Annotated in this window: 19 protein-coding genes and 1 pseudogene; 8 read left to right on the plus strand and 12 right to left on the minus strand. The window is 69.8% G+C overall.

Translation table 11 applies throughout. The features are described 5' to 3' along the window. Nucleotides 1–57: 57 nt before the first annotated feature. Genes J4O73_RS04190 through J4O73_RS04220 form a run of 7 tightly spaced genes read right to left on the minus strand, consistent with a single transcriptional unit; the run spans nt 58 to nt 6,570 of the window. Nucleotides 58–1,353, minus strand: a complete 1,296-nt coding sequence (locus J4O73_RS04190; protein ID WP_426214809.1) for a hypothetical protein — start codon at nt 1,351–1,353, stop codon at nt 58–60. Next, a complete protein-coding gene (locus tag J4O73_RS04195) occupies nt 1,347–2,252 on the minus strand; it encodes a tetratricopeptide repeat protein (RefSeq protein WP_426214811.1) in 906 nt (301 codons plus the stop codon). The genes J4O73_RS04190 and J4O73_RS04195 overlap by 7 nt, the downstream gene beginning before the upstream one ends. Beyond that, nucleotides 2,252–3,178, minus strand: a complete 927-nt coding sequence (locus tag J4O73_RS04200; RefSeq protein WP_426214813.1) for a VWA domain-containing protein — start codon at nt 3,176–3,178, stop codon at nt 2,252–2,254. Before J4O73_RS04200 ends, J4O73_RS04195 begins: the two co-directional genes overlap by 1 nt. Further along, entirely contained in the window at nt 3,175–4,194 is a 1,020-nt protein-coding gene (locus J4O73_RS04205) for a VWA domain-containing protein (RefSeq protein WP_426214815.1), read from the minus strand. The genes J4O73_RS04200 and J4O73_RS04205 overlap by 4 nt, the downstream gene beginning before the upstream one ends. Continuing rightward, on the minus strand, nt 4,191–4,655 hold the full coding sequence (locus J4O73_RS04210) for a DUF4381 domain-containing protein (RefSeq protein WP_426214816.1): 465 nt from the start codon (nt 4,653–4,655) through the stop codon (nt 4,191–4,193). The genes J4O73_RS04205 and J4O73_RS04210 overlap by 4 nt, the downstream gene beginning before the upstream one ends. An 18-nt stretch (nt 4,656–4,673) precedes the next feature. Continuing rightward, complete coding sequence (locus J4O73_RS04215) at nt 4,674–5,525, minus strand: DUF58 domain-containing protein (RefSeq protein WP_426214936.1); 852 nt, start codon at nt 5,523–5,525, stop codon at nt 4,674–4,676. Nucleotides 5,526–5,565: 40 nt separating this feature from the next. Continuing rightward, on the minus strand, nt 5,566–6,570 hold the full coding sequence (locus J4O73_RS04220; RefSeq protein ID WP_426214818.1) for an AAA family ATPase: 1,005 nt from the start codon (nt 6,568–6,570) through the stop codon (nt 5,566–5,568). A gap of 199 nt (nt 6,571–6,769) precedes the next feature. Between J4O73_RS04220 and J4O73_RS04225 the strand changes: the two genes are divergently transcribed. Continuing rightward, nucleotides 6,770–7,495 carry an MgtC/SapB family protein gene (locus tag J4O73_RS04225; RefSeq protein WP_426214820.1) on the plus strand — a complete coding sequence of 242 codons (726 nt, stop codon included), beginning with the start codon at nt 6,770–6,772 and terminating at the stop codon, nt 7,493–7,495. Between the two features lie 6 nt (nt 7,496–7,501). Here J4O73_RS04225 and J4O73_RS04230 read toward each other — a convergent pair whose 3' ends face one another. After that, nucleotides 7,502–7,834, minus strand: a complete 333-nt coding sequence (locus J4O73_RS04230; protein ID WP_426214822.1) for a hypothetical protein — start codon at nt 7,832–7,834, stop codon at nt 7,502–7,504. A 282-nt stretch (nt 7,835–8,116) separates the two neighbouring features. On the opposite strand from J4O73_RS04230, the gene J4O73_RS04235 reads away from it, so the two are divergent. Next, on the plus strand, nt 8,117–8,956 hold the full coding sequence (locus tag J4O73_RS04235; protein ID WP_426214824.1) for an NlpC/P60 family protein: 840 nt from the start codon (nt 8,117–8,119) through the stop codon (nt 8,954–8,956). A gap of 110 nt (nt 8,957–9,066) precedes the next feature. Next, nucleotides 9,067–9,330: a hypothetical protein gene (locus J4O73_RS04240; RefSeq protein WP_378975303.1), complete on the plus strand. Its 264-nt coding sequence runs from the start codon at nt 9,067–9,069 to the stop codon at nt 9,328–9,330. Between the two features lie 97 nt (nt 9,331–9,427). On the opposite strand, the pseudogene J4O73_RS04245 reads toward J4O73_RS04240, so the two are convergent. Next, nucleotides 9,428–9,901, minus strand: a pseudogene (locus J4O73_RS04245) (RT0821/Lpp0805 family surface protein); the annotation flags it as partial. Nucleotides 9,902–9,993: 92 nt separating this feature from the next. Between J4O73_RS04245 and pdxH the strand changes: the two are divergent. Further along, nucleotides 9,994–10,626, plus strand: coding sequence for a pyridoxamine 5'-phosphate oxidase (pdxH, locus tag J4O73_RS04250; protein WP_426214826.1), 633 nt, complete (start codon nt 9,994–9,996; stop codon nt 10,624–10,626). A 73-nt stretch (nt 10,627–10,699) separates the two neighbouring features. On the opposite strand, the gene J4O73_RS04255 is transcribed toward pdxH, so the two are convergent. The 3 genes from J4O73_RS04255 to J4O73_RS04265 form a co-directional block, all read right to left on the minus strand. After that, nucleotides 10,700–11,398, minus strand: coding sequence for a 50S ribosomal protein L25/general stress protein Ctc (locus tag J4O73_RS04255; RefSeq protein ID WP_426214828.1), 699 nt, complete (start codon nt 11,396–11,398; stop codon nt 10,700–10,702). Nucleotides 11,399–11,633: 235 nt separating this feature from the next. After that, nucleotides 11,634–13,331: a methyl-accepting chemotaxis protein gene (locus J4O73_RS04260; RefSeq protein ID WP_426214830.1), complete on the minus strand. Its 1,698-nt coding sequence runs from the start codon at nt 13,329–13,331 to the stop codon at nt 11,634–11,636. A 304-nt stretch (nt 13,332–13,635) separates the two neighbouring features. Beyond that, nucleotides 13,636–14,193, minus strand: a complete 558-nt coding sequence (locus J4O73_RS04265) for a metallophosphoesterase (RefSeq protein ID WP_426214832.1) — start codon at nt 14,191–14,193, stop codon at nt 13,636–13,638. Between the two features lie 271 nt (nt 14,194–14,464). Between J4O73_RS04265 and J4O73_RS04270 the strand changes: the two genes are divergently transcribed. The 4 genes from J4O73_RS04270 to J4O73_RS04285 form a co-directional block, all read left to right on the plus strand. Continuing rightward, complete coding sequence (locus J4O73_RS04270) at nt 14,465–14,686, plus strand: hypothetical protein (protein WP_378967969.1); 222 nt, start codon at nt 14,465–14,467, stop codon at nt 14,684–14,686. Between the two features lie 76 nt (nt 14,687–14,762). Beyond that, nucleotides 14,763–15,275 (plus strand): tyrosine phosphatase family protein, encoded by a 513-nt coding sequence (locus tag J4O73_RS04275; protein WP_426214939.1) that lies wholly within the window; start codon nt 14,763–14,765, stop codon nt 15,273–15,275. 135 nt (nt 15,276–15,410) lie between these two features. Continuing rightward, nucleotides 15,411–15,671, plus strand: a complete 261-nt coding sequence (locus J4O73_RS04280; protein WP_378967967.1) for an exodeoxyribonuclease VII small subunit — start codon at nt 15,411–15,413, stop codon at nt 15,669–15,671. A gap of 40 nt (nt 15,672–15,711) precedes the next feature. After that, nucleotides 15,712–15,928, plus strand: a 217-nt coding sequence (locus tag J4O73_RS04285) for a 1-deoxy-D-xylulose-5-phosphate synthase N-terminal domain-containing protein (RefSeq protein WP_426214941.1), incomplete at its 3' end; no start/stop codon positions are given.

Below are 15,928 nucleotides of genomic sequence, written 5' to 3' on the forward strand. Positions count from 1 at the left end.
TTGCACAGGACTTGTGCTCCTGCTTAAAACCTTAGCCTGCCTGAAAATCAGGCAACATCATGCAGGTCCGTCCAGCGGCTTCAGCACGAGGGCGGTGGACGAGGCGGCACGGCCTTCGCTCCGGGTGAGGGCGCGGGCCAGGGCGATGAGGTCCGGTGACTCCCCGGAAGCCGGTCCGTAGACCGTCCGGTCGAGGGCGTTCAGGGCGTTGCGGGTCTCGGGCCGTTCTCGCCAGCGCCGGGCGAGTTCGGGCACGGCCCGCTCTCCCGCCGCGACCGCGGCGCGGAAGGTGGCGGCATCGCGGGCACGGGCGGCGCGGGTGAGATCGCGGGCGATGGCCCGGGGCAGCCTCAAGGTGCCGCGCTCGCGGCGGAAGCCCAGGAGGACGAGCCCGAGGCCGAAGGCCAGCACACCGGACGCGACGGCGAGCAGAGGACCGGACGCCGCTCCGGCGGCGTTGGTCTCGCGATCGGGCAGGCCGCCGCCGATCTGACGCGCCGGGATTTCCGCCTCGCGCATCGTGCGCGAGACCGTGTCGAACCAGGGGATCACGATGGCGTCGAGGGGGATCACCTCCGGTACGCCGGGCTTCACATCCCAGACGTAGGTGGCGCGGGCGACGGGTCCGCTCGGCGTGATGATGGTCTCGCGGGTGACAGGCCCCGCGAAGGTGATGATGCCGCGGGTGCGCATGACGGGCCGGGGCGGCAGGCCCTCCGCCAGCATGCCCTGCGCTTCGAGGACCACCGTCCGGCGCACGGTCTCGTGGATCTTCACGGTTTCCGGATCGCGGCTCCACGAATCCGTGACGCTCACGTCCTTCGCCGGAAGCCACCAGGGATCCTTGGCGTCGGGGCCGCCGGTCTCGGCCGTCCAGGGCGCGACCTTGAACGGGATGGGCGCCGAGCGGACATCGACCACCTTGCGCTCGCCGACATCGTTGATCGTGAGGCGGTGGATGAAGGGTTCGAGGGTGAAGTCGCCGGAATGGTGCGGGAACACCGCCACCGTCCGGTCGAAGGCGATGGCGGTCTGCCCATCCGCCAAGCGCGTCTTGCTCCAATGGTCGCGGCCGAGCTGCGTCCAGGTGAAGTTCGCGAGGGAGGGCTGGATGACCTCCTCGAGCAGGATCGGCTGCTTGTAGACCCCGTGGATCTTCAACAGCACCATCTCGCGGGTATAGGGCTCCGCGCCGCCGTTCAATTCGGGCGTGACCGTGAGGGTCAGGTCGCCGGGCTCGATCTCCGCGCGGGCGGCGGAGGGCAGGAACGCGGCTGCCAGGACCGAGAGGGCCAGAAGGCACGCCTTCCACTTGTGCCACCCGCCTCCGTCCCAGTTCCGAAACATCACCATGGATTGCTCCCGGCGGGCATGGCGGTGCCGGCCTCGACGCGGCGGGTCTGTTCGGCCTTGAGGCGCAGTTTGAGGTAGCGGCCGGGATCGTCGGGCAGGGTCTGGAGCCACAGCCGGTCGGGGCGGATCTCGTGGGCCTCGAAGCTCTTCGTCACCCGGCGGGCCTCACGCTCGGGCGCCTCGGCCCTCATGGCCGGGCCGGTCCCGGAACGGCCCTTGCCAGCGGCGTCGCCCACCGAACCGCGGGCCTTGCCACCCTTGGAATCGATGGCGGCCTGTTCGGAGTTGCCGCGCCGGGCCACGGCGCTGTTGCCCGGCAACGAGGCGCTGCTGTTCGCCTCGCGGTTACCTGCCAGACCCTCGCCGCTCGAGGAGGCGTTGATGTCGTTATTCGGATCGTTGTTGGCGGTCTTGTTGTAACGGGCGCCGTACTGGGCGGTGCCGTTGGCGATGCCGCCGCCAGGGCCGCGATCGATCGCCTCTTCCATCATGCGCGCGATGAGGGAACGGTTGGCCTGGGCATCCGCATCGCGGGGGTTGTAGCGCAAGGCCTCGTCGTAGGCTTCGAGGGCGCCCGGAAGATCGCCCGCGCGGGCGAGCGCGTTGCCGAGGTTGTAGCTCGCCCGGCGTCCGCCGTTGCGGAACAGGGCGGCGGCGTCCTGCGGGCGGCCCGCCTCATAGAGCGCGGCCCCACGCCATGCCGGATCATCGAAGACGGGCACGGCGAGGCTCGGGAGGCGCAGGCTCATCAGGAGCCGCCCCAGACCGGTGCGGGGCTGCGACAGGGCCGCGAGCGCCAGGATGCCGAGGGCGACGAGGACGAGCCCGGCGATCCGCGCCGTCCGACGCCACGCAGGCGGCAGGCTGAGGGTTCGGGGTGGGGCGAGGGTGGACGCCATCAGGCGCTCCGGCGGAACAGGAGAAGGGCGGGCAGGGCGGCGAGCGCCAGGAGCCAACGCCCGAGATCGGCGAAGGCGATCACGCCGTAACCGCCCGCCGCGAGATGCTGGGCCGTCGGCGCCGCAACCGCGTCGAGGACGGGTGTCGCGACGGCGATGTCCGCGCTGGTACCGCCCCCGGCCTCCGCGAGGCGCCGCAGTGGGTCCGGTCCGGCCTGGGGAACGCTCGGCGGCAGGGGCTTGGTGGCGGGCACGTAGAGGGTGTCGAGCCGCCAACCCCGGGCACGGATCGCCCCGGCCTCGCGCATGGCCGCCTCGCCGATGCCGTCACCGTCGCTGATCAACACGATGTGTCCGGCGATGACCTGCGCCTCGGCCAGGGCGCGGCTTGCCAGGGCGAGGCCGCGCTCGGGATGGCTGCCCCGGTCGGGCACCGTGTCGGCGTCGAGGGCGAAGAGGGTCGTGCCAAGGCTGTCCCGGTCCGTGGTGGGCGAGACGGCGAGATAGGCGTCGCCCGCATAGATCACGAGGGCGACCGGGCGCGTCCCGGCGGCCTCCGCGACGGCGGCAGCGGCCTCGCGCACGCCCTGCAGGTTGCCGCCCTCGGCCACCGAGCGGGAGAGATCGACCACGAGGATCGTCTCGTCGAGGTTGCGGAAGGTACCAGTATCCCGACGCTCGATGGCCGGGCCCGCGAGACCCAGCACGAGTCCCGCCGCACAGAGCCCCGCCGCGAGGTTGGCGCCGCGCTTGCCGCCGAGCACCGACCCGGTGCGCGAGAGATAGGCCATCAGCGCGGGATCGATCTCCCGGCCCCAATCCCCGAGCGGCGCCGCCCGGCGCACGGCATAGAGCGCCAGGGCCACCACGACGGGGAGCGCGGCGAGCCACCAGGGCCGCAGGAGCGTGAGGCCGGCGAGCGTCATGGGGACTTCCTCGCGGCCAGGAGACCGATGGCGAAGGCGAGCGCCAGGGTGCCCGGCCAGACCCACAAGTCCTTGCGCAGGGGAAGAGGCGGCGGCGGCGTGCGCCCGCCCTCCAGCGAATCGATGGCCTGCGCGACGGCGACGAGATCGTCCGTGGTCTTCACCCGGAAGAAACGTCCACCGCTCGTCTCGGCCATGGTCTTCAAGGTTTCGCTGTCGACCACGTCCTGCTCGCCGTTGGCATCGGCGAGGTCGCGGGGCCCCAGCGCGATCGTGTAGACGCGCACACCGATCTCGCGGGCGAGGTCGGCCACGTCCTTCGGAGCGGTCTGGCCCGCATTGTTGGCGCCGTCCGAGAGCAGCACCACGGCCTTGGTCGCGGCGGGGCGCCCCTCCGGAATGTGCGCATCGCGCGGGTCAAGACGGCGGAGCGCGAGGCCGAGCCCGTCGCCGATGCCGGTCGAGCGGCCCGAAATGCCGATCGTCGCCTCGTCCAGGGCGCGGGCGACGGAGGCCGTGTCGAAGGTGAGCCCGGCGGCGACGTAGGCTTGGTCGGCGAAGAGCACGAGGCCGATCCGGTCCCCCGCCCGGCGGCGGATGAAGTCGGCGCCCACGCGCTTGACCGCCGCGAGGCGGCTGACGGTCTCGCCATCGAGCGAAAAGTCCCGCCGCTCCATGGAGCCGGACAGGTCCATGGCCATCATGATCTCCCGGCCCGAAGCGGGCAGGGCGGCGGACGGCAGCACCACCCGCGGGCCGGCCAGAGCGGCGATCAGGCAGAGCCACAGCCCCCAGACCAGGGCAGCCCGGCGGCGGCCCCGTCCCGCCGTGTCGGTGCCGGTCCCCGTGCTGGTGGCGACGGTGCCGGGCACGCGCAGGGCGCCGCCCTCCACCTGCTCGCGGGGCAAGAGGCGCGCGGCCAGGAGCGGAAGGAGCAGGGCGACCAGCCACCATGGGGCGGCGAGGTCGAAGCCCGAGACGAAGGCGGCGAGCCAGCCGGGCAGGGCGCCGGTCATGCCTTTAGCCTTCCGATCAGCTGGGTCAGCTCGGCATCGAGCCGGGCGGGGTCGGGCACGTCGCGGCGATAGAGCCCGTCCACCAGCACGCGCCCGGCGCCTGCGGTGAAGAAATCGGTGCGCATCAGCCCGTCGAGCCGGGCGGCCCAGTCCCGGCCCTGCACGCTCGCGGCCTCGTCACCGCTCACCGTGCGCACGAGGCGGCGCAGCAGCCGCGCCTGGGCGAGGATCCGCTCCGGCGGGTCGAGGCTGCGGCTTGCGGCGAGGTCGGCCAGCGCCGCCCGGCGGACGCTGGCCCGCGCCCGGCCGATCAGGAAGCGCAGCAGCCCGAGGAGGAGGGCGGCGGAGAAGCCGAGGATCAGCGCCAGCAGCACCTCCCCCGGCACGAGCCCGGTGGCGCCGCCCGGCAGATGCAGGGCGCGAAGCTGGTCGAGGGTGGCGGGCGCCTCCGCGGGAGTCATCGCGGAGCCCCCGCGCGATCACAGCACCGCATCGAGCCGCTCCATCAGCGGGGCGTAGCTTTCCGGTCCGGCCTCGACGTCGAGGCGCAGGCCCGCGATGCCTCGCGCGGCATAATCGGCGAGCCGTGCATCGAGCACCCGCTCGCCCGTGCCGTCGGCGCGCAGGGAGCCGCGCCGCCCGTCGGACAGGGCGAAGGGGAAGAAACCCGGGCGCCGCGCCCGCTCGAAGGCGTCGCTCACCAAGAGCAGCCGCACCGAGACCCGTTCGGCCACGAGCCCCAGCAGGCGGTCGAAGTCCGGGCCCGGCGCGTCGAGGGCGCTGGCGATCACGAGGTGTCCGCCGGAGGGAAGCAGGCTCGCGGCGATGCCGAGCAGGGGTTCGAGGGGGGCGTCCTCACCGCTTGCCCTCTCCAGCGCCTCCGCGTGGGCAACGGCGAGGGCGCCGGTGACGGACGCCATGGCGCGCTCCCCGCCCGCCGGGCGCAGCACCGTGGGCTCCCCCGCCGAGGCGACGGCGAGTCCGACCCGCCCGCCATCGGCGACGATGCGCCAGCCGAGCAGAGCCAGGGCCTCGGCCGCCGCGATTGAGCGCAGGGTCCGCTTGGTGCCGAACAGCATGGAGGGCCGGAAATCCGCGAGCAGGATCACGGCCCGGTCACGCTCGTCGTGGTGGGTGCGCACGTGCAGCAGCCCGGTGCGGGCGGTGGCGTTGCGGTCGATATGGCGGCGGTCGTCGCCCTCCGCCCAGAGGCGCACGTCTTCCGGCTCGGAGCCGCGCCCCCGGCGCTTGGTGACGATGCCGCCCGGCAGGCCGGCGAGCGTGCGGGTGACGGGGGCCGCACCCCGCCGGGCGAGATGGCGCAAGCCCATCAGCGCCTCGCCGGAGAGGTGGATCACGGCGGCGATGTCCTCAAAGGGCCTTCACCCGCCGCACGAGGTCCTCGATCAGCCCGCGCGCGGTCTTGCCCTCGGCAGAGGCCCGCCAGGTCAGGCCGATGCGGTGGGAAAGGGCGTCGCGGGCGAGTTCGGTCACGTCCTCGGGGATCACGTGGTCGCGCCCGCGCAGCCACGCCCGCGCCTTGCCCGCCATCATCAGCGCGAGGGTGCCGCGCGGTGAGGCCGGATGCTCGATCGCAGCCCGCAGGTCGGGGGCGGCCTCGTCGGTGCGGGTCGCCGCCACGAGACGCACGAGATAGTCCTTCAGCGCCGGGGAGACGTAGGTGGCGAGCGCCGCCTCGCGGGCCGCGCGCACGTCGTCCATGGAGAGGCGGATCGGCATCGGCGCGATGCGGTGGGTGATCTCGCCTTCCACGAGGTCGAGGATCGCCCGCTCGGAGGCGGCATCGGGCATGTCGACCACGACATGCAGGAGGAAGCGGTCGAGCTGCGCCTCGGGCAGGGGGAAGGTGCCCGCGTGCTCGATCGGGTTCTGTGTGGCGACGACCATGAACGGGTCGGGCAGGCGGTGGGTCTCGCCGGAGACGGTCACCTGCCCCTCGGCCATGGATTCGAGCAGCGCCGACTGCACCTTGGGCGGCGCGCGGTTCACCTCGTCCACCAGCACGAGGCCGTGGAAGAGGGGGCCGGGCAGGAATTCGAAATGGCCACTGTCCTGCCGCCACACGGTGGTGCCGGTGAGGTCGGCGGGCATCAGGTCCGGGGTGCACTGGATGCGGGCGAAGGACCCGTCGAGCCCCTCCGCGAGGCGCTTCACCGCGCGGGTCTTGGCGAGGCCCGGCGCGCCTTCGATCAGCAGATGCCCGCCCGTGAGGAGGCCGATGAGAAGCCGCTCCACGAGACCAGAGGCGCCGATGAGGCCGGTCTCGAGCCCGTCTCGGAGGGCCAGGACACGCCCATGCAGGTCGTTGGGGTCGGTGCCCGGTGCGGAACGGTCGGCCAGGGCTGCACCGCTCATTGCTGGTTCGTTCCCGACACGTCGGCCGAATCCGGCATCCTGCACGTCTCCTCGTGGCCGGGTCCCGCTTGATGCCGGGATCCTCGAGTGCCGCAGCCGGTGTGCCCGCCGGGCGGAAGGCCGTCAATCCTGCGTGTTCCGCGCCGCCGGGGTCATCGTGTCACGTTTTCTTCACAGGGCCGGAGGATGAGCGGCCGCCATGATCCTCGCCTCCTTCTCCTATGTCGATCTGCCCGAACCGGCGAAATCCGCCCTGGGCCTGCTGATCGCTTTCTGCCTCGGCACCCTGATCGGGGCCGAGCGGCAGTATCGCCAGCGCACGGCGGGCCTGCGCACGGCGGTGCTGGTGGCGGTGGGGGCCTCGGCCTTCGTCGATCTCGGCATGCGGCTGACGGGGCCCGAGGGCGGCACCCGCACGGTCGCCTACGTGATCTCCGGCATCGGCTTTCTCGGGGCCGGCGTGATCATGAAGGAGGGCATGAACGTGCGGGGCCTCAACACGGCCGCGACGCTCTGGTGCTCGGCGGCGGTCGGCGCCTTCGCGGGATCCGACATGCCGCTGGAGGCTCTGTTCGTCACCGCGACGGTGCTGGCCTGCAACACGGCTCTGCGACCGCTGGTGAAGCTGATCGACCGCCTGCCGATCCGTGAATCCGATACGGAGGCCACCTACGAGGTGCAGGTCACGACGGTGCCCGGTGAGACCGGCCCGGCCCAGGACCTGCTGATCGAGCGACTGGAGGCCGCGAAATACCCCGTCAGCGCCATCGAGATCGAGGAACGGGGCGAGGATGCGGTGGACGTCATCGCCACCCTGACGGCGAGCGCCGTCGAGCCGGACGAACTCGACGCCGTGACCGCCGAACTTCAAAAGGCGCCCGGCATCCGCCACGCCACCTGGACGAGCCAGACGACGGGGGATTGAGCCGTCTCAGCGGTGCGGCGTGAGCGGGCGGCTGCGGCGCTCGACCACCACGGTCGGGCGGGCGCGCCGTTCCACGATGACCGTGCGCGGGGCGCGGCTCGGGCTCGCATGGCTGAGGATCCGTTCCGGCATCCGCTCCGGCTTGGCGCGCTGGGCGGCCAATACGTGCGGGCGGACCTCCTCCGCCGGCAAGCCGATCAGCCCGGCGGCGATCTCCACCTGCTGCTCGACATCGTCGGCCAGATCCTGGGCGGCGGCCACCGCTTCCACGATCGTCGGCGGCTCGCGGCGCACGCGGATCGGAGGAAGGTCGGCGTAGCTCTTCTGTGTCTTCTTCACGGGGCGACTCGCGGTCTTCATAGCCCTCAGCATAGCGCGCTCAGAGCTGGTTGTGCAGTGCATCAAAAGAAGATGATCGACGGACGGGCGAAGGATCAGGACGCCTTCCGGTGCTGGACGGATGAGCCGGACCCCGGCATCCCCATGCGACACCGCGCCGCATCGGGACGGCGTCATATCCCGAGGGCCCTCGTTTCCGTCAATGCAGACGGAGACAGCCGCGTTTCGCGTTAACCCGCCCGCGCCTATCCTCCGCTCATGAGCCCTTTCGACAGTGCCGCGATGTCGCAAGATCCGCGCCTCACTCCCGCCCGGCCGCATCTTGCGGATTCCCGCCTGCGCGGGATCGTCGAGGCCGCGCGCTTCGTCGAGGGGCAGGAGCGACGGCTTCGCGTCCCCTCGGCCCCGCTACGGCGGACGCCCTCGCCCCAATCCGGCACCGAGACCGAGGCCCTGCTCGGTGACGCCGTCACCTTCTACGCGGAAGAAGGGGATCACGCCTTCGTGCAACTCCAGCGGGACGGCTATGTCGGCTATCTCCCGGTCGAGAGCCTCGGCCCGGCGGATCCTGCACCGACCCATGTGGTCACTGCCGTGCGGACCTTCCTCTACCCCGCCCCGGACCTAAAGCGCCCGCCGCTCGGGCACCTGAGCCTCGGGGCTCGTCTGCCCGCGACCGGGCGGGAGGGTGACTACCTCGCGACACCGCTGGGCTTCGTCTTCGCTCCGCATTGCCGTGAGGCGGGGTTCATCCTCCCCGACCATGCCGCCACCGCCGAGCGTCTCGTCGGCACGCCCTATCTGTGGGGAGGCCGTACGAGCCTCGGGCTCGATTGTTCCGGGCTGGTGCAACTCTGCCTGCACGTGGCCGGGCGGGAATGCCCACGCGACGCCGATATGCAGGAGCGCGCCCTCGGCACCGCCTTGCCCGACGACCCCGCTGCCCTGGAGCGGGGGGATCTGGTCTTCTGGCGCGGCCATGTCGGGCTGATGCTCGATCGTGATCGCCTCATCCACGCCAACGGCCACCATATGGCGGTGGCGGTGGAACCCCTGGTAGAAGCGCGGGCGCGGATCCTGGCCAACAGCTACGGCCCCGTGACCTCGTTCCGCAGGCCCTGAACAGGAACCGCCGCACCGGCGGTCCCGTTGAATGGTCAAGTTCGAAACCCCGGAGACCCGGAATGACTGGCACTCGGATCGGCCTCGCCCTTGGCGGCGTCCTGCTCGCAATGCTCCCCGGCGCGGCCCTGGCCTTCGGCGGCGGTGGTGGTGGCGGTGGGGGCTCCGGCAGCGGCCTCTCGCCGTACTCGGCCCTGAACGGCAATGATCGCTCGGCAGGCGTCAACAACGGCAATTACCGCGACCCGGCCCTCGACCCGTATCTGCGCACCTATGCGCCGGAAGCGGCGGCAGGCTACGCGGCGCCCCCCGGCCCGCAGCCCGAGCCTGCCCGGCGGCTGCGCCTGCGGCCCTATTACGGCCAGCCCTACTAAGGATTTCAGGCCCGGCCTACTCGGCCGGGTCCTCCCTGACGTCCTTGGCTTCCTTGCCCTTGCCGCCCGGCGGCTTGGGTGTGGCGGCTTTCGGCATGGACGACGCCGGTGCGGGCGCCCTGTGCATCGCCTGCAGGGACCATTCCCCGCCCGAGGGCTTGCAGCCCGTGCCGCGCACGAAGCGGCTCTTCTCCGAGCCGACCACCGAGGCCAGGAAGTTCCGGCAGATCCTGTCGTCGGACACGAAGGGCAGTCCGGTCGGGTTCACCGACCCGTAGAGGCCCGTGTCCGGGTTGTCCCATTTCACCGGACGGCCGTTCCCCTGCGGATCCAGGGCGACGGTCAGCGCGGCATGCGCGCGCCGCCAATCCTCGCCGTTGAGATCGGGCCCGAACGTCTTGGGTTGCTCGATGCTGCCCGTGGTCGTCGGCTCCTTCACGGCAGCCTCCGGCTCGGGCGCGCCGCGGAACAGGAGGAGGGGCTGGCTGCATCCGGCCAAGCCAAGACACAGGCACAAGGCCGCTCCTACCGGAACGAGGATCCGGAACTCTTTACAGTGACGCGAGACCATCAGACCATCACACCTGACCCACGGCGGTCGTCCGTTCGACGGATGCGCCGTTGCCCCCTCAGGCCCCGGACTTGGTGGTCAGGAGTGTTCGCTTGAACGAGTTAACGATCGGTGGCCCGGATGCCTCGATTCCGGAAGATTTCACGCGTGCCGAGAATCCGGTGACGCTGTTCAAGGCGTGGATGAAGGAGGCCGAGGCGGCCGAGCCGGACGATCCCAACGCCATGTCGCTGGCGACCGCCGATGCCGACGGCCTGCCCGACGTGCGGGTGGTGCTGTTGAAGGCCTTCGACGAGCGCGGCTTCGTCTTCTACACCAACACCCAGTCCACGAAGGGCGAGGAGCTGGCGGCCAACCCGCAGGCCGCGCTTGTGCTGTACTGGAAGAGTCTGCGGCGGCAGATCCGCGCGCGCGGCCCGGTGGAGCGCGTGACGGACGCGGAGGCCGATGCCTATTTCGCCAGCCGCCACCGGGAGAGCCGGATCGGTGCCATCGCCAGCCAGCAATCGCGGCCGGTCGCGGATCGCCAGACGCTGATGGACGAGGTCGCCGCCGTGACCGAGCGGGTCGGAGAGGGGCCGGTGCCACGTCCGCCGCACTGGACCGGCTTCCGCATCCTGCCGACGACGATCGAGTTCTGGCAGAACGGCGATTTCCGCCTGCACGACCGGGTGCGCTTCGTCCGCGACGGTGAAGGCTGGCGGGGGACGCGGCTCTACCCCTGAGGGGACCGCGCGGGCATGAAAAAAGCCCCGGCCGGGAGGCCGGGGCTTTCTCGTTTCAGGGAGACCCGGAGGATCAGTCCTCGGACTCGGCCTTCTTCTCGGCCTCTTCCTCGGCGGCTTCGGCCTCAGCCTCGGCCTTCTCCTCGGCGGCCTCAGCGGACTGCGCCTCGGCGATCGCGGCCTCCTCGGCCTCGACCTCGGCGCCCAGCACCGTCGGCGGGACGATGTTGGCGACCGGATCGGTCGGCTCGCCGGTGTAGGTGCCGGCCGGAATCTTCACGTCGGAGACGTGGATCACGTCGCCGATCTGGCGGCCCGTCAGGTCCACCTCGATCGCCTCGGGGATCCGATCCGGAGCCACGTCGAGCTCGAGGGTGTGAGAGGTGATGTTGAGGGTGCCGCCGCCCTGCTTGATGCCGGGGGCCTCGTCCTCGTTGATGAAGTGCACCGGCACGGCGACCGTCACGGTCTGGCCCGAGACGACCCGCAGGAAGTCGACATGCAGCGGGACGCCGGTGACCGGGTCGAGCTGGAAGTCGCGCGGGATGGCGCGCAGCTTGCGGCCGCCGACCGCGATCTCGAACACGGTGGTCTTGAAGCCACCGGCATAGATCAGGGTGCGGGCGCGGATGAGGTCGATGGCGATGGAAACCGGCGGCTGGCCCGCGCCGTAGACGACGGCGGGAATCTGGCCCTGGCGACGAACGGCCCGGGCGGCCCCCTTGCCGACCCGGTCGCGTGCCACGGCCTCAAGCGACTTGATGGCGCTCATAGGCGTGATCCTTCAGATAGCTGGAGCCGGAACGTAAAAAAGCCGCCCGAATCGGACGGCTTGAGCCTTCCCGGCGCGCCCCTGCCTCCAAGGGTGTCTCGGGGGCGCGCCGTGGCGATACACAAAGAGGGGCCGGAAGGCAAGTTTTCGGAGCGTGGCGGCTTCGTGGACAAAGGCGCCACGCCGGACTGTCGAGGCCTCGGCCAGTGGCCATATTCGGCCACCTTTTCCCGGATCAGGCGGCGCGGACGGTCGCAAGGAAGCGAGTGACTTCGGCCCCCAGATGCTCCGACTGACGCGACAACTCGGACGCGGCCGAGAGAACTTGGCCCGCAGCCGCCCCGGTCTCCTCCGAAGCCTGCGCCACGCCAGCGATATTGCTGGTCACCTCGCTGGTGCCGCTGGCGGCCTGAGTGACGTTCCTCACGATCTCCGCCGTCGCTGCCCCCTGTTGCTCGACCGCCGCCGCGATGCTCGACGCAACGCCGTTGATCTCGCGGATACGGTTGGTGATGCCCCCGATGGCCGAGACCGCCTGCTCCGTCACACCCTGGATCTCACCGATCTGGGTTGCGATCTCCTCGGTTGCCCTGGCCGTCTGCGAGGCCAGTTCCTTCACCTCGGTGGCCACCACCGCGAAGCCTCGACCCGCCTCACCGGCCCGGGCGGCCTCGATCGTCGCGTTGAGCGCCAGCAGGTTCGTCTGCCCGGCGATGTTCGAGATCATGCCGACCATGTCACCGATCTTGGATGACGTCTCCCGTAGGGCCTGAACCAGGATGGCGGTTTGATCCGCCTCGCCGACGGCCACTTGCGCGAGGCCCGCCGAGCCCTGCACCTGCCGCCCGATCTCCTGAACCGATGCGCCGAGTTCCTCGGCGGCCGCCGCCACGGTGTTGACGTTCGAGGCCGCCTCCTCTGCGGCCGCCGCCACGGAGGTCGATTGCGAGGCCGTCTCGTTGGCGGTCGAGGTCATCTGCTGTGCCGTTGCCTGCAACTCGGTCGCCGACGAGGAGACCGAACCGATGATACCACCCACCACGCGTTCGAAGCTGTCGGCCAGTTCCGTCATCGTGCGCTTGCGCTCGACGGCGGCCGCCTGATCGGCGATCCGCTTGATCTCGGCCTGCTCGGCCGCCTTCTGCGCGACCATCGCCTTGATGCCCTCGACCGCCTTGCCCACCGCGCCGATCTCGTCGCCGCGCTTGGCCTCGACGATCTCGGCCTCGATCTCGCCCTTCGCCATCCGTTGAAGGACGACCACGAGGCTGCCCAAAGGCCGGGTAATGCCGAAGATCGCGATCAACGCCGCCAGGATCATGGCCGTCAGCAATCCGATGACGGCGGAACCCATCAACAGCGTGCCGGTGTCGGCCGCAGCCTGATCGGCCCTGTCGCTGGCCTCCTTGAGTTCCTTCGTCAGCAAATCGATGCGCGGCTGCACGATATCGCGGACCTTGGCACGAAAGGGCGCCGCCTCGATCAGGAGGACCTTTCCGGCCGCCTCGTTCTTGTTGCTCAGCCCCAGAACGTTGGCGCGATCGCTGATCGCGAAGAAGTCCGTCAGAACATTCCGGAGATTCTGATTGGCGGCTCTGCGCTGTTCCGAATCCGATAGGGCAATCAGCGTGTCGGCGCTGCCGATGGCTGCCCTCTGCGCGGCATCGTACCGGGCCTTGTATCCCGCCATCTCTTCATCGCGCGTCTCCATGGCCATGTTGCGGCTCTGGACGGCTGCCTCATTCACGTTGAGCCGAACCGCCAGGATGTTCTCCAGCCGCTTCATCTGCACATCGACCAGCTGGCGGGTCTGAGTGGCCATCTCTCGCAGGTTCGAGCGTGCGTAGAAGACCAATCCGCCCGAGACAGCTGCGACGATCACCAGCGGAAGCGCTATTTTGGTGATGATATTAGCGTTGTTGAGAATCTTCATTTTAAAACTTCCGCGCCAAAGCTGGAAAGTAAGCTAATGAAGATTGTTTGATGCAAGTTAAATACAAGCCACGGTTTATGACCTGCACGCTCACAAATTTTGAGTGATTAGCGTTCTTTCAAAGCAAAAAGTGCATCGTTGATCGATTGTCGCCAAGCAGGAACGCCCGTTTTTTTTGAAAATGATTTGGCGAAACAGATTTCTGATGATTCACCTGATTGAGGGCAAAGCCATGGCGACCAGAGGCTTTCCGACTGCTTTCGCACGTGATGTCATCTGTTTGTCGAAGCGGGGCGATACCTCCTCACCGCACCCCGTGCCGCGCCAGTTCCTCCGGCACCAGCGCGGCCCTCTCCAACCGGGCGAGGATGTCGTCGAGCCTCACCGGACGCGCCTCGCAGGCGTCGATGCCGACATCGCAGGAGCGGCTGGTGTCGGGGAGCCAGCCGTGGCTATGGCCGAAGAGGTGAAGGGTTTCCCGCCAGAGGCCTGGCCAGGCCCGATGGGCATAGTGGGAGAGGAACAGGCGCCGGTCCCGGCCCGTCCCATCCGCCAGGGTCAGGCGGGCATTCTCCATGGGGGGCTCGGCCCAGGGCAGGTCGAGGACACGGTTCGAATCGTGGTTGCCGCGGACGAGGTGCTTCACCCCGTGCAACTTGGAAAAAATCTCCGCGCAGCGCTGACGGCTCGAATCGACGGCGAAGTCGCCCAGGTGCCAAATCGTGTCGTCGGGCTCCACCACCGCGTTCCAGTTGGCGATCAGCGCCTCGTCATGGGCCGCCACCGAGCCGAAATGCGCCCGGCCATGCCGCAGGACATGCGGGTCGCCGAAATGCGTGTCGGCGGTGAAGAAGGTGGCCATCGGCTCCGGTCAAATCGCCTCGTTCTGGATCGAGGTGGAACCGGCGGGCCGTCATGCAAGGCAAAAAAGCCAGCGGCTTAAAGTCTCGCGCAGTCTCGGCGACGCTGACGAAACCGGGCGGCCAAAAATCCTAATGAAAACGAATCACTTCCCCGCGACCTGTCAAGAACTGTCCAGCTTGTGACACGCGCGCTACAATGGCCAAGCTTGGTTCGCGGCGTCGCGGTCCGAACCGAGCGTTCGTTGAAGCCACAAGGGGAAGCGAAGACCCATGCAGAACTTCACCGTAACCGACCGAGAACGCGACACCGTCCTCGCCGCGCTGCGATACTACCAGTTCTACCGGATGCAGGGTCACCCCTTCGATCCGCGTCAGGATCACCTGATCGACACCATCGCCGGGCAGACCGGCGAGGCCCTGGACCTCACCGAGATCGACGATCTCTGCGCGGGCCTCGCGGGCAACCCGCACGCCCTCGCCCTCAGCGCCTGATCGGGCATGCGTCGGGGCACCGCCCCGACACCGCTCCCGCCCTCGATCGGACATGATCGCACGGCAGGGGCGGGCGATGCCGACCCTCCACGTCTGTCCCCTCTCGCGCGTGCCCGACACCGTCCTCGCGACGGGGGCGACCCATCTCCTCACTCTCGTCACGGTCGGAATGCCGGTGGAGCGTCCCGCCTCCATTCCGGCCGCGAACCACACCGTGATCGGCGTGAGCGATATCGCCGCACCGCAGGCGGGCCACGTCCTGCCGGGCGATGAGCACGTGGCCGCGCTCCTCGACGTCATCCGGGCCTGGCCGCGGGAGAAGCCCCTGGTCATCCATTGCTACGCAGGCATCAGCCGTTCGCCCGCCGCCGCCTACATCGCCGCCTGCGCCCTGACGCCCGAGCGCGACGAGGACGAGATCGCACAGGCCTTGCGCGCCGCCTCACCCTCGGCCACCCCGAACCGGCTGTTCGTGGAGATCGCGGATCGGCTGCTCGGGCGCGAGGGCCGGATGGTCGCTGCCATCGCGCGGATCGGGCGTGGGGCGGATGCCTTCGAAGGGACCCCTTTCGTGCTCGCCTTGGCCTAACCGTACTACCCAAGGGTGTGGCGCAAACGCGCCCGTGGCGGGCAAAAGCGGCGCATGACGACCCCGGCTTCGGGCGTGGCGGGTTGTCCCCGCTTCGCAAGCCGCCTTAGAACCGGACAAAGAACGAGTGAAGGGATGACTGCAGAGAAACCCGATACCGATCCGTCGATCGACGCCCTGCCGTTCGAGAAGGCCCTCGAGCACCTCGAGGACATCGTGCGCAAGCTCGAGCGCGGCGACGTGCCGCTCGACGAATCGGTGGCGATCTACGAACGGGGCGAGGCACTGAAGCGGCGCTGTGAGGCCCTGCTGAAGCAGGCCGAGGCGCGTATTCAGCGAATCACCCTGACCGCCGATGGGCGGCCGGATGGTGTCGCGCCCCTCGACGTATCGTAAGGTTTCTCGGGTTGGTCCCGTGGGAAATGAGGTTGTGACCGTGGCGATCACCCCTGAGCAATCAGCGTTGCTGGATCGTGTGAACGAGCCGTCGGATCTGCGGCGCGTGCCGGAAGGCGAGCTGCAGACTGTGGCCGATGCCGTGCGCGCGGAGATGATCGACGCGGTGTCGGTGACCGGCGGCCATCTCGGCTCGGGGCTGGGCGTGGTCGAGCTGACGGTGGCGCTGCACCACGTGTTCGACACCCCCGACGACC

Origin of the sequence: Methylobacterium sp. NFXW15 (assembly GCF_049887755.1) — a bacterium.
Taxonomy (GTDB): domain Bacteria; phylum Pseudomonadota; class Alphaproteobacteria; order Rhizobiales; family Beijerinckiaceae; genus Methylobacterium.

Bases quoted from the DNA above. Each gene is read 5' to 3' on its own strand.
- J4O73_RS04205 (WP_426214815.1), bottom strand. From the start codon at position 4,194: ATGACCGGCGCCCTGCCCGGCTGGCTCGCCGCCTTCGTCTCGGGCTTC.
- J4O73_RS04260 (WP_426214830.1), bottom strand. From the start codon at position 13,331: ATGAAGATTCTCAACAACGCTAATATCATCACCAAAATAGCGCTTCCG.
- J4O73_RS04195 (WP_426214811.1), bottom strand. From the start codon at position 2,252: ATGGCGTCCACCCTCGCCCCACCCCGAACCCTCAGCCTGCCGCCTGCG.
- J4O73_RS04240 (WP_378975303.1), top strand. From the start codon at position 9,067: ATGCTCCCCGGCGCGGCCCTGGCCTTCGGCGGCGGTGGTGGTGGCGGT.
- J4O73_RS04220 (WP_426214818.1), bottom strand. From the start codon at position 6,570: ATGAGCGGTGCAGCCCTGGCCGACCGTTCCGCACCGGGCACCGACCCC.
- J4O73_RS04210 (WP_426214816.1), bottom strand. From the start codon at position 4,655: ATGACTCCCGCGGAGGCGCCCGCCACCCTCGACCAGCTTCGCGCCCTG.
- J4O73_RS04280 (WP_378967967.1), top strand. From the start codon at position 15,411: ATGACTGCAGAGAAACCCGATACCGATCCGTCGATCGACGCCCTGCCG.
- J4O73_RS04200 (WP_426214813.1), bottom strand. From the start codon at position 3,178: ATGACGCTCGCCGGCCTCACGCTCCTGCGGCCCTGGTGGCTCGCCGCG.
- J4O73_RS04270 (WP_378967969.1), top strand. From the start codon at position 14,465: ATGCAGAACTTCACCGTAACCGACCGAGAACGCGACACCGTCCTCGCC.
- J4O73_RS04265 (WP_426214832.1), bottom strand. From the start codon at position 14,193: ATGGCCACCTTCTTCACCGCCGACACGCATTTCGGCGACCCGCATGTC.
- J4O73_RS04225 (WP_426214820.1), top strand. From the start codon at position 6,770: ATGATCCTCGCCTCCTTCTCCTATGTCGATCTGCCCGAACCGGCGAAA.
- J4O73_RS04255 (WP_426214828.1), bottom strand. From the start codon at position 11,398: ATGAGCGCCATCAAGTCGCTTGAGGCCGTGGCACGCGACCGGGTCGGC.
- J4O73_RS04235 (WP_426214824.1), top strand. From the start codon at position 8,117: ATGTCGCAAGATCCGCGCCTCACTCCCGCCCGGCCGCATCTTGCGGAT.
- J4O73_RS04215 (WP_426214936.1), bottom strand. From the start codon at position 5,525: ATGGGCTTGCGCCATCTCGCCCGGCGGGGTGCGGCCCCCGTCACCCGC.
- J4O73_RS04190 (WP_426214809.1), bottom strand. From the start codon at position 1,353: ATGGTGATGTTTCGGAACTGGGACGGAGGCGGGTGGCACAAGTGGAAG.
- J4O73_RS04275 (WP_426214939.1), top strand. From the start codon at position 14,763: ATGCCGACCCTCCACGTCTGTCCCCTCTCGCGCGTGCCCGACACCGTC.